The sequence below is a fragment of the Bordetella genomosp. 1 genome (assembly GCF_002261335.1).
Lineage (GTDB): Bacteria > Pseudomonadota > Gammaproteobacteria > Burkholderiales > Burkholderiaceae_B > Bordetella.
In genome coordinates, this window is record NZ_NEVL01000007.1 from 159,069 (window position 1) to 172,994 (window position 13,926).

Sequence of the window (13,926 nt, forward strand, 5' to 3'; positions counted from 1 at the left end):
GTGTATAGGCTGTAAGAGCGTAAGGGTTACGGTTCGGCGCGCGGAGCGGGAGGCTCGTCGCGTGCCGGGGATAAGGCTTCGGGGGGCAGGCTCGCCTGGGCCGGCGGGGCCACCACGCCCATGGAAACGATGTACTTCAGGGCGGCATCGACGGTCATCTGCAGTTCGATGACCTGGTCACGCGGCAGGATCAGAAAGAATCCCGAGGTCGGGTTCGGCGTCGTGGGCACGTAGACGCTGAGGTGCTCGCCCGGCAGATAGGATGCCACTTCACCACTGGGCGTGCCGGTCAGAAAAGCGATGGTCCAGGCCCCTTGACGCGGGTACTGGATCAACACGGCCTGGCGGAACGCCCGACCGTTGGGGCCGAGCACCGTATCACTGACCTGTTTGACCGAATTGTAGATGGAGCGTACCAGCGGAATGCGCCCGAGGATACGTTCCCATTGTTCGAACAGGCTGCGGCCGAGCAGGTTGGCACCGAGCACGCCGGTGACCAGCACCACCAGGATCACGAGCACGAAGCGAAAGCCGGGGATCCCCACGCCGAACAAGGATTCGGACGAGAGAAACTGCGGCACGAAGCCTTCGAGCGTGTCCACCAGCAGACTGAGCACCCAGACCGTGATGGCCAGGGGCATCCAGATCAGCAGGCCGGTGATGAAGTACTTCTTGAACACGACGCGGTCCGCGTGGGGCTCAGGTCGCGGTGCCGGAGGTGCCCCCGGTCGACCCGCTGCTCGCAGCCGGCGCGGCCGGCGCGGCGGCCGGTGCGGCCGCGGGCGCAGCGCCCTCGGACGACACGGCCGGCTTGCCGGTGGCCTGTTCGCCACCTTTCGAGCCGTTGCGGAAATCGGTGACGTACCAACCCGAGCCCTTGAGCTGGAAGCCGGCGGCGGTCACCTGCTTGGAAAACGCGTCCTTGCCGCATTCGGGGCAGACCGAAAGCGGGGCGTCGGAGATCTTTTGCAGCACGTCCTTGGCAAAGCCGCAGGCACTGCACTTGTAAGCGTAGATGGGCATGAAGTCAGGTTCCAGACTGAGGGAGGCGCCACGGTCGGCCCGCCGGAGAGTGCGCCCGGAATGGGCGCGCCACCCTCTGCCTGCTTGTCGGCCTGGGGCAACCCCGCCGTGCCGCTCGGGCATGGCAGCGGGCGCCGGAAGGCGCCCGCGGGCTGCCGAAGGCGCAAGCCGGTCCGGCAAAACTACGGGAAAGACTTGAATTTTAGCGTTTTTCCAGGTCGCCACCGCCGACCATCTTTCAGACCGGCAGCAGGAACATCACCGCGGCCACGCCCGTGGGCACCAGCGCGGCCAGAAACAGCCGGCCCGACGAGATGCTGCCGTCGGGAAACTGGTTCTTCAGGATGGCGAATCCGGCCGGGTTCGGCGCGTTGGCGATCACGGTCAGGCCGCCGCCGGTGACGGCGCCCGCGACCAGCATGTAGCGCCAGGCCTCGCTCGTGCCTTCGACCAGCGAGCCCAGGTAGGTGAGCGCCGCGTTGTCGGTGATGGCGGTCAGCGCGGTGGCGCCCCAATACAGCACGCCGGGCGAGAGTCCGCCCAGCAGGTCCTGCAGCCACCATTTCTGCAGACCGCCCAGCACCACCAGGCCGGCCAGGAAGAAGCCCACCATCAAGCCTTCCTTGATGAGCAGGCGATTCTGGTGGCGCTTGTAGGCTTCGGCAAAGCCGATGAACATCATCAGCAGGCCGAGGAACACGGCGGGATGGTGCGCGGTGAGCACCACGCCGATCAGGATCGCCAGGTGCACCAGGATCACCCAGGCCGGCACCGGCGCGCGGCGCGACTCGCCGTCGGGCGTGTTCACGCCCTGCGTCAGCGCGCCCGCCACCAGCGCCTCGCGGCACAGGAACGTGAGCAGGCCCGCGTTGATGCAGACGGCCACGGCGGCGCGCCAGCCGAAATGGGTCGCCATGAAGGTGGTGTCCCAGCCGAAGGTGGAGGCCACCATCAGCACCGGCGGCGCGGCATACGAGGTGAGCACGCCGCCGATCGACACGTTGACGAACAGCACGCCCAGCGCCAGGTACTTGAAGCCGGCGCGGCCATGGACGCGGAAATAGCCGTCGCGCAGCAGGATGGCGGCCAGCGTCATCGCGGCCGGCTCGGTGATGAACGAGCCGCCCAGCGGCACCAGCGCCATGATGACGAAGAAGGTGGCCAGCTCGCGGCGCAGCGGCAGCGCGCGCGCCACCACCCGCACCACGCGTTCCACCAGCTCGAGGATGGGCCGGCTCGCGGCCACCACCATGATGACGAACACGAACAGCGGCTCGGTGAAGTTGCGCGTGTCCATGTAGTCGAGCGCGCTGCCGGTGCCGGCCGTCAGCGCCATCACCACGATCAGCACGAAGGCCCACACGCCGAACACGGCCTCCACTTCGGAGAGCAGGTGCCAGACGCCCGCATGCGGCCCGTTGCGATGCGCCAGGCGTGCGAAGAACGGGACGGAGAACGTGTGGATGACGGCGACCGCGAACAGCAGGGTCGCGGCCAACTCGATGAAGGACGGCATCAAATCGGATCCGGTGCGCGAGCACGCCGTCGCGGCCCAGGCCCCGATGCGCGCACGATGGAAAGAAGAGCCGCAATATAACGCAGCCGCACGCGCGCGCCGGCCTTCTCGGCGCAGGGGAAAACCCGGTACGCGCACCCGCCCGCTCGCCTCGGCGCGGCTGTTGCACTCGCCGCCGCAATGTCCGCCGCGCTACGCCGCGCTCGCCGCCGCAATGTCCGCCGCAATGTCCGCCGAACTCGCCGCCGCACTCGCCGCCACGCTACGCCGCGCTCGCCGCCGCGCGTGCCGCCGTGCGGGCCTCGCGGATCAGCCGGGCGCCCTTCTCCGCGATCATGATGGTGGGCGAGTTGGTGTTGCCCGACGTGATGGTCGGCATGATCGACGCATCGATCACACGCAGGCCCGACACGCCGCGCACCCGCAGGTCCGCGTCCACCACCGCGTCGGCGTCGCGTCCCATCTTGCAGGTGCCGACCGGATGGAAGATGGTGGTGCCGATCGCGCCGGCCGCGCGGGCCAGGTCCTGCGCCGACTGCACCGCCTCGCCGGGCAGATACTCTTCGGGGCGATAGCGCGCCAGCGCCGGCTGCGCCACGATGCGGCGCGTGAGCCGGATGCTGTCGGCGGCCACCTTCAGGTCTTCGGGCGTGGAGAGATAGTTGCAGAGGATCTCGGGCGCCTGCTGCGCGTCGGGCGAGACGATGCGCACGTGGCCGCGGCTGGTCGGGCGCAGATTGCACACCGAGGCCGTGAACGCCGGGAAGGCGTGCAGCGGCTCGCCGAACTTGTCGAGCGACAGCGGCTGCACGTGGTATTCGACATTGGCGCGGCTGTGTTCGGGGCTGGAGCGCGCGAACGCGCCGAGCTGCGACGGCGCCATGCTGAGCGGACCGCGGCGCGACCAGGCGTATTGCGCGCCCATCATGAATTTTCCCCACAGCGTGCCGGCCACCGCGTTGAGCGTGCGCGCGCCCCGCACGCGGTAGATCAGGCGCAGTTGCAGGTGGTCCTGCAGATTGCCGCCCACGCCGGGCAGGTCGTGCACCACGGGCACGCCGTGGCGCTCGAGCCAGGCGGCCGGGCCCACGCCCGAGACCTGCAGCAATTGCGGCGAACCGATGGCGCCCGCGGCCAGGATCACCTCGGCACGGGCCTGGGCGGTGCGAACGCCCGCCGCATCGGTGTGGAACGCGACACCGCTGGCGCGCCGCTGCTGGAACACGATGCGGCGCGCCCGCGCCCCGGTGATCACGTCCAGGTTGGGCCGCTTGAGCGCGGGCCGCAGGAACGCCTTCGCCGTGTTCCAGCGGATGCCGCTGCGCTGGTTCACCTCGAAGTAGTCGCAGCCTTCGTTGTCGCCCTGGTTGAAGTCGTCGATGGAAGGAATGCCGGCCTGCGCCGCCGCGGCGCGAAACGCATCGAGCAGCTCCCACGACAGGCGCTGGCGTTCGACGCGCCATTCGCCGCCCGCGCCGTGGAACGGGCCGGCGCCGCCGTGGTGATCTTCGCAGGCCTTGAACAGGGGCAGTACGTCGTCCCAACTCCAGCCCGGGTTGCCCTGCGCGGCCCAGCCGTCGTAGTCCTGGCGCTGGCCGCGCATGTAGATCATGCCGTTGATCGACGAGCAGCCGCCCAGCACGCGGCCGCGCGGATAGCCCAGGTCGCGGCCGTTGAGGCCGGGCTCGGGCTGGGTGCGATAACACCAGTCGGTACGCGGATTGCCGATGCAGTACAAATAACCCACGGGGATGTGGATCCAGTGCCAGTTGTCGGCACCGCCCGCCTCCAGCAGCAGCACCCGCACATCGGGGTCCGCCGACAGGCGGTTGGCCAGCAGGCAACCCGCCGACCCCGCCCCCACGATGATGTAGTCGTACACCAGATCGGTACCGCCGCCAGCCTTGCCCACGGGTCTAGTCTCCTGGTCGAAGCGCGTGAGTCCGCGCAACGTTGTCTGAGCGGAGTTGTAGTCCAGCGGCTCCGCCCTGCCTACCCGGGACGTCCCGAAGGAAAACCAGGACGGAACCTAAATCGTGTAGGGTTGTCAGGTTTGTTCAGGGATTTGTCAGGCGACGACCGCCGTCGCCGCTGCCATCCAGTCCAACGCCACCCGTGCCGCCGCCCGCGCGGCACGCTGCACCGGGAGAACGATATGCAAGTGCTCACTCACACGCCAAGCCGCAAAATGTCTGGAATCAGATCGGCCCTTGCATGCGCGATCGCCGCCGCGACCCTGTTGCTGCCGGCAGCTGGCCAGGCCGAAACGCCGAAGCGCTGGGTCGAGCTCGACGTGCCCTACGTGCCCACCCCGGACGACGCCGTGGCGAAGATGCTGGAGATGGCCGAGGTCGGCCCGCGTGACTCGGTGATCGACCTGGGATCGGGCGACGGCCGCATCGCCATCGCCGCGGTGCGCGACCGCGAGGCCCAGAATGCGCTGGGCGTGGACATCGACCCGGCGCGCGTGAAGGAAGCCAATGCCAACGCGCGCAAGGCCCAGGTCGAAGGCCGCGTGACCTTCAAGAAGCAGGACCTGTTCAAGACCGACATCGCCAATGCCTCGGTGCTGACCATGTATCTGCTGCCCGACGTGAACCTCGCCATGCGTCCGGTGATCCTGGAGAAGATGGCGCCGGGTTCGCGCGTGGTGTCGCACGCCTTCACCATGGGCGACTGGCAAAGCGACCGCCGCGAGATGGTCGACGGCCGCTCGCTCTATCTCTGGATCGTGCCCGCCAAGGCCGCCGGCACCTGGCAGGTGGAGGATCCCGCCGGCGCCTTTGCGCTGACCCTGGAGCAGCAGTACCAGCAGGTGCGCGCCACGGCGCAGCGCGATGGCGCGGCGCTGCCGGTGAGCGACGCGACGCTGCGCGGCACCGAGCTGCGCTTCACGCTCGACGACGGCGGCAAGCCGCGCCAGTACGTGGGCGTGATCGAGGGCGACCGCATGCAGGCGCGCAGCGGCGACGGGCTGCACGGCGGCTGGCAAGCCACGCGGCAGGCCCGATGAGCGCGGGCGGCGAAAGCCTCGCCCTGCCCGCCAGCGAGGCCGCCCACGAACCCAGCCTGTCGGCGCTCGACGCCGTCGCGGTGCTGGTGGGCGTGGTGATCGGCATCGGCATCTTCGGCTTCCCGCCGCTGGTCGCGCAGCACGCCAGCTCGGAGCTCGTGTATCTCGCGCTGTGGGGCGCGGGCGGGCTGGTGATGCTGATCGGCGCGCTCTGCTATGCCGAGCTGGGCGCGGCCTATCCCGGCGCGGGTGGCGAGTATCTTTATCTCTCGCGGGCATGGGGCGCGCGCGTCGGCCTGCTGTTCGCGTGGGCGCGCTGCACGGTGATCCAGACCGGCGCGATCGCGGTGGTGGCCTTCATCTATGGCGACTACGCGCAGCAGCTGCTGCCGCTGGGCCCGCACGGCGTCGCGCTGCACGCGGCGATCTCCGTGGTGGCGCTCACCGCGCTCAACATCGCCGGCACGCGCCCGTCCAAGCGGCTGCAGTGGATCTTCACCCTGCTCACGCTGGCCGCGCTGGCCGCGGTGCTGATCGCCGGGCTCACGGCGGCGCCGCAGGCCGCCGAGACGCCCGTCGTCGCCGGCCTGACGGGCAATCCCGCCGGCCTGCTCGGCATGGGCATGGTCTTCGTGCTGCTCACCTATGGCGGCTGGAACGAGGCCGCGTATCTGAGCGGCGAGCTGCGCGACGCCGGGCGCAACATGAGCCGCGTGCTGCTCGCCGGCACGGCGGTGGTCACGGTGGCCTATCTGCTCATCAACCTCGCGCTGCTCGAGCTCTTCGGCCTCCAGGGGCTGCGCGACAGCAATGCGGTCGGCGCGGCCGTGATGCAGCTGGCCGCGGGTCCGTATGCGGCCGCCGGCCTGAGCCTGCTGATCTGCGCCACCGCGCTGAGCACCATCAACGGCACCATCCTCACCGGCGCCCGGCTCTATTACGCGCTGGGCCGCGACGTGCCGCGGCTGCGCGGGCTGGCCGGCTGGAACGCGCGCGGCCACTCGCCGGTGAACGCGCTCTTGGCACAGGGCGCCCTCACGCTGGTGCTGGTCGGCGTGGGCGCGCTCAGCGCCAACAGCGTGCAGACCATGGTGGCCTACACCGCGCCGGTGTTCTGGCTCTTCATGATGCTGGTGGCCGCATCGCTGTGGCGGCTGCGCCGGCTCGATCCGGCGCGCCCGCGCCCCTTCCGCGTGCCGCTCTATCCGCTCACGCCGGCCCTGCTCGCGCTGGCGTGCGCCGGGCTGGTGTATTCCAGCGCGGTGTACGCCGGCGCGGGCGCGCTGATGGGCCTGGCCGTGCTCGCGCTCGGCCTGCCGCTCTTGCGCCTGCTCAAGCCGGCTCAGGCCAGCGGGTAGCGCCGGTCGAGCTCGGCGACGGCCGCGTCGAGCTGGTCCACCAGCGCGGCGCTGGCCGCGGCCATCGGCGCGCGCACGTCGGCGCGCAGCATGCCCTGGCGCGCCAGCAGGCCCTTGACCGGACCCGGATTGGGCTCGGCGAACAACAGCTTCATGACGGGTGCCAGCGCATGGAACAGCTGGCGCGCCAGCGCCACCTGCTGCGCCTGCATGGCCTGGTACAGCGCCACGAAGAGATCCGGGCGCACGTGCGCCGAGGCCGCGATCAGGCCGCTGCCGCCCAGCGCGAGCGTGCCCAGCACATGCAGGTCTTCGCCGGCCAGCACCTGCAGTCCGCCATGCGCGACCAGCGCCTGCGTCTTTTCGATGGAGCCGCCGCAGTCCTTGATGGCGCGGATGTTGGGATGGTCGGCGAGCTGCAGCAACGTGGCGACGTCGAGCTGCGCGCCGGTGCGATACGGGATGTCGTAGAGCAGCAGCGCCGCGGGCGAGGCGTCGGCCAGCGCCTCGAAATAGGCGCGCAGGCCGGCCTGGCTCGGCCGCACGTAATACGGTGCCGGCGCCAGCAGGCCCGCGAGCGGACGGGTGGCAAACACCGCCAGCCGGCGCAGCACGTCGCGCTGGTGATTGCCCGCCAGGCCCATCACCACCGGCAGCGCGCCGGCCTCGTCGAGCACCGTGTCGAGCACGGTCAGCTGCTCGTACTCGTCCATCGCGGCGGCCTCGCCGGTGCTGCCGCACACCACCAGGCCGTCGACGCCCGCACGCACATAGTGGCGCACCAGCCGGCGCACGGCGGCGAGGTCGGGGCCGTCTTCATTGAAGGGCGTCACCAGCGGCACCCAGACGCCGTGGAACGACACGGGAGCCGTTGCGGGCGCAACCGTTGCGGCGGCGGACTGGGACGGGATGACGCCGGTGGCGGCGGTAAGCGTTGCGATCGACATGGGGCACTCCTTCGGTGCGGACCGTAATGGTGACCGTGCAGATACGCGAAGGGGTGTGGAGAAGAGGGAATGCGCGTGTGAGCGCAGCCGGTTTCGCCGCTGTTCCGTCGCCCATCTGACGGAACAGCAAGCTCCGGTCAGATGAGCTGCTGTTTTTTGGATTTCAGGCCGGCACGCGACGACGCCGCACCGATGGCGCGGGAAGAGTCAGCGTGGAAAAAGGCCTGGTTCATGAAAAGACAGTATCGGGCTGGAGAGGTAAGCCGAGCCGGCATTCTGCCGCGCCCGGCTCGCGCCTGTCAACGCGGCGGCGCGTTCAGGCTGTCGGTGAAGACTTTGCACAACGCTTCCATGCCGACGCGGTCTTCCTCGTCGAAGCGACCGGGCACCGGGCTGTCCACGTCCCACACGCCCAGCAGCGCGCCATTGCGCTCGAGCGGCACGACGATTTCGGAACGCGATGCGGCATCGCAGGCGATGTGGCCGGGAAACGCGTGCACGTCGGCCACCACCTGGGTCTGGCGCGCGCTCGCGGCCGCACCGCACACGCCGCGCTCGAGCGCGATGCGCACGCAGGCCGGCTTGCCCTGGAACGGCCCGAGCACCAGCTCGCGGCCATCGTAGAGATAGAACCCGGCCCAGTTGATGTCGGGCACGGCCTGCCACACCAGCGCGCTGAAGTTGGCGGCATTGGCGATCAGGTCGTACTCGTCGGTGAGCAGCGCCTTCATCTGCGCGGCGAGCTGGCGATACAGCTCCGGCTTGGAATCGGCGGACAGGGCGGTGGCTTCGAACATATGCTTCTATTTGTAACTGTACCGGCGGGAATCGACGGGATTGATTTCGGGGGCACTTCGGCGTGCGGCACCGGCTTTCGGTCCGTGTGCAACAATGAGTTTTTACCGCAAGTGTCAATACCTTCCTTCAGAAGCCCTCCCATGGACAAGCCTTTCGAACCCGCGTGTTCGTTCTCCGAACGCGCCCGGCAGCTGACCAGCTCCGCCATCCGTGAAATCCTCAAGGTCACCGAGCGCCCCGAGGTCATCTCCTTCGCCGGCGGCCTGCCCGCCCCCGGCGGATTCCCGGTGGAAGTGGTACGCGCCGCCTTCGACAAGGTCCTGTCCACCAACGGCCGCGCCGCCCTGCAATACGGCCCGACCGAAGGCTACGCGCCGCTGCGCAAGTGGGTGGCCGACGACCTGAACAAGGCCGGCGCCCAGGTCTCGCCCGACGAGATCCTGATCGTGTCGGGTTCGCAGCAGGCGCTCGACCTGCTGGGCAAGGTGCTGATCGACAAAGACAGCAAGGTGCTGGTCGAGGATCCGAGCTACCTCGGCGCGCTGCAATCGTTCTCGCTGTACCAGCCGCGGTTCGTGCCGGTGGCCACCGACGAAGGCGGCCTGATCCCCGAGGCGATCACCGCCGAGCTGGCCGAGGGCGCGCGCTTCCTGTATGCCCTGCCCAACTTCCAGAATCCCACCGGCCGCACGCTCGACCTCGCGCGCCGCGAGGCGCTGGTGGCGCGCGCCGCCGAATTCGGCCTGCCCATCATCGAGGATGATCCCTACGGCGAGCTGCGCTATGCGGGCGAACCGCAGCCGGGCCTGCTGGCCCTGGGCAGCAAGGTCGGCGCCACCGTGATCCGCCTCGGCACCTTCTCCAAGGTGCTGGCGCCGGGCCTGCGCCTGGGCTACATCGCCGCGCCGCGCAACATCATCAACAAGCTGGTGCAGGCCAAGCAGGCCACCGATCTGCACACGCCCACGCTCACGCAGATGGCCGTGTACGAGATCGTGAAGGACGGCTTCCTCGAACAGCACCTGCCCAACGTGCGCGAGATCTATCGCAAGCAGGGCCAGGCCATGCTCGAGGCCATCACGAAGGAATTCCCGGCCACCGTGAGCTGGACCAAGCCCGAAGGCGGCATGTTCCTGTGGGTCACGCTGCCCGAGCACATCGACAGCACCACGCTGCTGGCCGCCGCGATCGAACAGAACGTGGCGTTCGTGCCGGGCGCGCCGTTCTACGCCGGTTTGCCGCGCGCCAACACGCTGCGCCTGTCGTTCGCCACCGTGCCGGAAGACAAGATCCGCGCCGGCATCGCGATCCTCGGCAAGCTGCTGCACGCCTACGCCTGATCGTCACGCGGCGCGGTCGCCTCGGGGCGGCCGCGCCGCGAATCCGCCTGTCCCGCCTGCTAGTATTGAGGCCTGGCTCCGCCAGGCGCGCGCGCCTGCGCGGCTCGATTTCCCTCCCCACCGCATCCGCCCTTGCCTGCCGTGAGCACGCCCCAATCCGCCGCCCCCGACCTGAACGACATTGTTTTCAACGACTGGGTCGAACGCTGGTTGCCGCGCGCGTGGCGCCCCTACGCGCGCCTGGCGCGCCTCGACCGTCCGATCGGCACCTGGCTCACGCTGCTGCCCTGCATCGCCGCGCTGGTCCAGGCCTCGGGCGGCCTGCCGGACCTGCGCCGCCTGATCGTGTTCTCGCTGGGCGCGCTGCTGATGCGCGGCATTGGTTGCACGGTCAACGACATGTGGGACCGCGACATCGATCGCCACGTCGAGCGCACCCGCTTCCGGCCGCTCACGAGCGGTCAGCTCAGCATGCGCCAGGCGGTGATCTTCCTGGTCGCGCAGCTGCTGGTGTGCGCCTCGTTGCTGTTCTTCATCAACGAACTGAGCCGCTGGTGGGCCGTGGCGGTGCTGCCGTTCGTATTCATCTACCCCTTCTGCAAGCGCGTGACCTACTGGCCGCAGGTCGTGCTGGGCATCTGCTTCAACTGGGGCATGCTGATGGCCTGGTCGGACACGCACAACACCGTTCCGCTGGCCGCCATCGCCATGTGGCTCGGCGCGGTGCTGTGGCAGGTGGGCTACGACAGCATCTATGCCTACATCGACGTGCGCGACGACCGCAGCCTCGGCCTGCACTCCACCGCGATGCGTTTCGGCGACCAGGGCAAGACCTGGATCGGCGGCTTCTATCTCGGCGCCATCGCGCTGTGGGTCTGGGGCGGCCATGCCATGGGGCTGGGCTGGCCCTATCAGGCGGGCATGGCGCTGGTCGCCATCCATCTGGCGTGGCAGCTCAAGGAGTTCGACATCCGCCGTCCCGAGCGCGGCCTGGCGCTGTTCCGCGCCAATCTCTGGACCGGGCTGCTGCTGATCGGCTCCGCGCTGGCGGGCACCCTCGCCGCCTGACCTTCGGGTGGCATCCGCCCTGCGCAAAACCGCCCCCCGGGGCGGTTTTTTCATGCGCAGGTGTCGCGGGAGGGCGCCCCACGTATGGCGCTCATATCCCCACGTATGGGATAGTTATCATTATGTTACGGGGATTACTTGCGCTGGTGGAATAATGTTTTCTGCCAATCCGGGTTTATCCGGAGGCGAGGCCGGTCCAGAATGTCTTCAACGGGAAACAAACACGAACACGACGGATAGGCCGCCGAGTCCGATCCCTTGTGTAGACCCCTGGAGGAATCAACCATGAAGACCCTTGCTACCGCTGTTGTGCTGTCGATGTCGATGATGGCCGGTGCCCAAGCCGCCGACCTCAACCAGGAACCCACCCGCGCCCAGGTGCAATCCGAGCTGGCGCAGGCCAAGGCGCAAGGCGCCTACACCTTCGGTGAAGAAGGCTACCCCGCCGTGATCGCGCAAGGCCAGTCGCTGTCGTCGCAGCAGGTTGCCGACCAGCTGGCCCAGGCCAAGGCCGACGGGGAAGTGACCTTCGGCAATCTGGACTACCCGCCCCGCGTGGCGAGCACCGGCCCGACCGAAACGCGCGCCCAGGTGAAGGCCGATCTGGCCCAGGCCAAGGCGGAAGGCATCGTCACCTTCGGCAACCTGGACTATCCGCCCCAAGTCGAGGGCTGATCCCGAATCGCAGGCTCCCGGGAACCGACGTCCCGTTCCGTTCCCAATGGTCGAAGCCCGCCTCGCGGCGCCCCTCACGGCGCCCGCCTGGCGGGCTTCGGCCGTTCAGGGGGCCGAATTCTCCTTTTTCGACGAAATAGCGTCACATCCAGTCATTCCGTAGTGTTCCCTACGATTTATCGCCAATCTGCTGGCTACATTCCGGCAGGTCGCGCCGATAGCATGGTGCCGTCCCGTTTCCCACCCGTTTCAGGAGCTGCGCCATGTCCGATACCCCCATCACCATTCTTGGCGCCGGCAAGATCGGCTTCGCCATCGCCTTGCTGCTGACCCGCACGGGCGACTATCGCGTGCGCGTGGCCGACCAGGACGACGCCCGGCTCAACGCCGTCGCGGCGCTGGGCTGCGAGACGCTGCGGGTGCGCGGCGACGCCGGCTTGCGCGAAGCCATCGCCGGCCAGTACGCCGTGCTCAACGCGCTGCCGTTCCATTGCGCGGTCTCCGCGGCAGGCATCGCGGCCGCCGCCGGCGTCCACTATTTCGACCTGACCGAAGACGTGGCCAGCACGCAGGCGATCGCCGCGCTGGCGGGCGACGCGCGCGCGGTGCTCATGCCGCAATGCGGCCTCGCTCCCGGCTTCATCGGCGTGGTCGGCCACGATCTGGCCCGGCGCTTCGACACGCTGCTCGACCTGCGCATGCGCGTGGGCGCCCTGCCGCGCTACCCCTCCAACGCGCTGCGCTACAACCTGACGTGGAGCACCGAGGGGCTGATCAACGAGTACTGCAATCCCTGCGAAGCGCTGGTCGACGGCGAGCTGCAGCGCGTGGCGCCGCTCGAAGGCTACGAAACCTTCACGCTCGATGGCGTGGAATACGAGGCCTTCAACACCTCGGGCGGGCTCGGCACGCTGCCGCACACGCTCGCCGGCCGCGCGCGCAACGTCGACTACAAGTCGATGCGCTACCCCGGCCATTGCGACATCATCAAGCTGCTGCTCAATGATCTGCGCCTGCGCGAGCGCCGCGATCTGCTGCAGGAGATCCTGGAGTCGGCCATCCCCTCCACCGAGCAGGACGTGATCGTGATTCTGGCCAGCGCCAGCGGCCACCGCGCGCGCCGGCTGGTGCAGGAGTCGTTCGTGGCGCAGATCCATGGCGCCCCGATCGACGGACATTTCCTCAGCGCGATCCAGCTCACCACGGCGGCCGGCATCTGCGCCGCGCTCGACCTGGTGCACGGCGGCAGGCTGCCGCAGCGCGGCTTCGTCGGCCAGGAGCGCATCGCGCTCGCCGATCTGCTGGCCAACCGCCACGGCAGGATCTACGACGGCCGCGCGGTGGCCGACATGGCCACCCTCTAGCCGGCGCGGCTCAGGTCCAGCCTTCGAGCCGCAGGGTGGCGCGCACCAGGCGCTGCTCTTCCTGCTCGATCTCGCGCAGGCTGCGCCGCACGCTGTCGACGTGATCCGTGGCGGCGCGGTGCGCCTCGTCGGGCTGGCGCCCGATCACCGCCTGAAACAGGCGCTCGTGCTGCAGGTCGATCTGCTGCTTGTGCGGCTGGCGGTGATAAAGGTTGTTCACGCACGCAAACACCGAGCCCAGCAGCAGATCGGTGAGCGACTGCAGCGTGTGCACCAGCACCGCGTTGTGCGAGGCCTGGCAGATCGCCAGGTGGAAGTCGTGATCGTGATGCGCGTGCGTGGCCACGTCGGCGCCGGTCTCATGCGCCGCCACCATGGCGTCGTAGCGGCGCCGGATCATGATGAAGTCGGCCTCGGTGCCGCGGATCGCGGCCAGCCGCGCCGACTCGCCCTCGAGCAGCGAACGCACCTCGAGCAGGTCGTAGAGCGTGCGCGGCTGCGAGTGGAACAGATGCACCAGCGGCCCCGCATCCACCTGCGACATCTGCGCCACGAACGAGCCGCGACCCTGTTCGGTGTGGATGATCTGGCGCGCGCGCAGCAGGTGCAGGCCCTCGCGCAGCGCGCTGCGCGAGACCTTCAGCTTTTCGGTGAGCCGGCGTTCCGAGGGCAGGGGCTGGCCGGCCTTGAGCACACCATCCAGGATGAGGCGCTCGATGCGTTCGGCCACGGCTTCGGCCACCTGCGGGCGGCGGCCCGCTTCCGGGGTATCCATGGAATCGTTCCAACTGGTATGACCAGGGCGTGGCCTCGGCGGGCCACCG

At 69.1% G+C, this 13,926-nt stretch carries 13 protein-coding genes; 6 read left to right on the top strand and 7 right to left on the bottom strand.

Annotated elements, in window-relative coordinates; translation table 11 throughout:
• Positions 1-26 precede the first annotated feature (26 nt).
• The 4 genes from CEG14_RS24965 to CEG14_RS24980 form a co-directional block, all read right to left on the bottom strand.
• Positions 27-641 (bottom strand): DUF502 domain-containing protein, encoded by a 615-nt coding sequence (locus tag CEG14_RS24965; RefSeq protein ID WP_255032105.1) that lies wholly within the window; start codon positions 639-641, stop codon positions 27-29.
• A 58-nt stretch (positions 642-699) separates the two neighbouring features.
• Positions 700-1,023, bottom strand: coding sequence for an FmdB family zinc ribbon protein (locus CEG14_RS24970; RefSeq protein WP_094829122.1), 324 nt, complete (start codon positions 1,021-1,023; stop codon positions 700-702).
• 238 nt (positions 1,024-1,261) lie between these two features.
• Positions 1,262-2,539, bottom strand: a complete 1,278-nt coding sequence (locus CEG14_RS24975) for a putative Na+/H+ antiporter (RefSeq protein WP_094829123.1) — start codon at positions 2,537-2,539, stop codon at positions 1,262-1,264.
• 262 nt (positions 2,540-2,801) lie between these two features.
• Positions 2,802-4,451, bottom strand: a complete 1,650-nt coding sequence (locus tag CEG14_RS24980) for a GMC family oxidoreductase (protein WP_094829124.1) — start codon at positions 4,449-4,451, stop codon at positions 2,802-2,804.
• Between the two features lie 276 nt (positions 4,452-4,727).
• On the opposite strand from CEG14_RS24980, the gene CEG14_RS24985 reads away from it, so the two are divergent.
• Together CEG14_RS24985 and CEG14_RS24990 are read left to right on the top strand one after the other, a co-directional pair.
• Positions 4,728-5,552, top strand: a complete 825-nt coding sequence (locus tag CEG14_RS24985; protein WP_256986047.1) for a methyltransferase domain-containing protein — start codon at positions 4,728-4,730, stop codon at positions 5,550-5,552.
• Positions 5,549-6,910: an APC family permease gene (locus CEG14_RS24990; protein ID WP_094829126.1), complete on the top strand. Its 1,362-nt coding sequence runs from the start codon at positions 5,549-5,551 to the stop codon at positions 6,908-6,910. The genes CEG14_RS24985 and CEG14_RS24990 overlap by 4 nt, the downstream gene beginning before the upstream one ends.
• On the opposite strand, the gene dapA is transcribed toward CEG14_RS24990, so the two are convergent.
• Positions 6,895-7,857 carry a 4-hydroxy-tetrahydrodipicolinate synthase gene (dapA, locus tag CEG14_RS24995; protein WP_094829127.1) on the bottom strand — a complete coding sequence of 321 codons (963 nt, stop codon included), beginning with the start codon at positions 7,855-7,857 and terminating at the stop codon, positions 6,895-6,897. The genes CEG14_RS24990 and dapA overlap by 16 nt on opposite strands.
• A 299-nt stretch (positions 7,858-8,156) precedes the next feature.
• Positions 8,157-8,654, bottom strand: coding sequence for a GAF domain-containing protein (locus tag CEG14_RS25000; protein ID WP_094829128.1), 498 nt, complete (start codon positions 8,652-8,654; stop codon positions 8,157-8,159).
• Between the two features lie 141 nt (positions 8,655-8,795).
• Between CEG14_RS25000 and CEG14_RS25005 the strand changes: the two genes are divergently transcribed.
• From CEG14_RS25005 to CEG14_RS25020, 4 genes are all read left to right on the top strand, one after another.
• Positions 8,796-9,995 (top strand): aminotransferase-like domain-containing protein, encoded by a 1,200-nt coding sequence (locus CEG14_RS25005; protein ID WP_094829129.1) that lies wholly within the window; start codon positions 8,796-8,798, stop codon positions 9,993-9,995.
• Between the two features lie 141 nt (positions 9,996-10,136).
• Positions 10,137-11,063 carry a 4-hydroxybenzoate octaprenyltransferase gene (ubiA, locus tag CEG14_RS25010; protein WP_094829130.1) on the top strand — a complete coding sequence of 309 codons (927 nt, stop codon included), beginning with the start codon at positions 10,137-10,139 and terminating at the stop codon, positions 11,061-11,063.
• Between the two features lie 285 nt (positions 11,064-11,348).
• Entirely contained in the window at positions 11,349-11,738 is a 390-nt protein-coding gene (locus CEG14_RS25015) for a DUF4148 domain-containing protein (RefSeq protein ID WP_094829131.1), read from the top strand.
• A 263-nt stretch (positions 11,739-12,001) separates the two neighbouring features.
• Positions 12,002-13,102, top strand: a complete 1,101-nt coding sequence (locus CEG14_RS25020; RefSeq protein ID WP_094829132.1) for a saccharopine dehydrogenase family protein — start codon at positions 12,002-12,004, stop codon at positions 13,100-13,102.
• 10 nt (positions 13,103-13,112) lie between these two features.
• Here the strand turns inward: CEG14_RS25020 and glcC are convergent, their stop codons facing one another.
• Entirely contained in the window at positions 13,113-13,877 is a 765-nt protein-coding gene (gene glcC, locus CEG14_RS25025) for a transcriptional regulator GlcC (RefSeq protein ID WP_094829133.1), read from the bottom strand.
• Between the last annotated feature and the right edge of the window lie 49 nt (positions 13,878-13,926).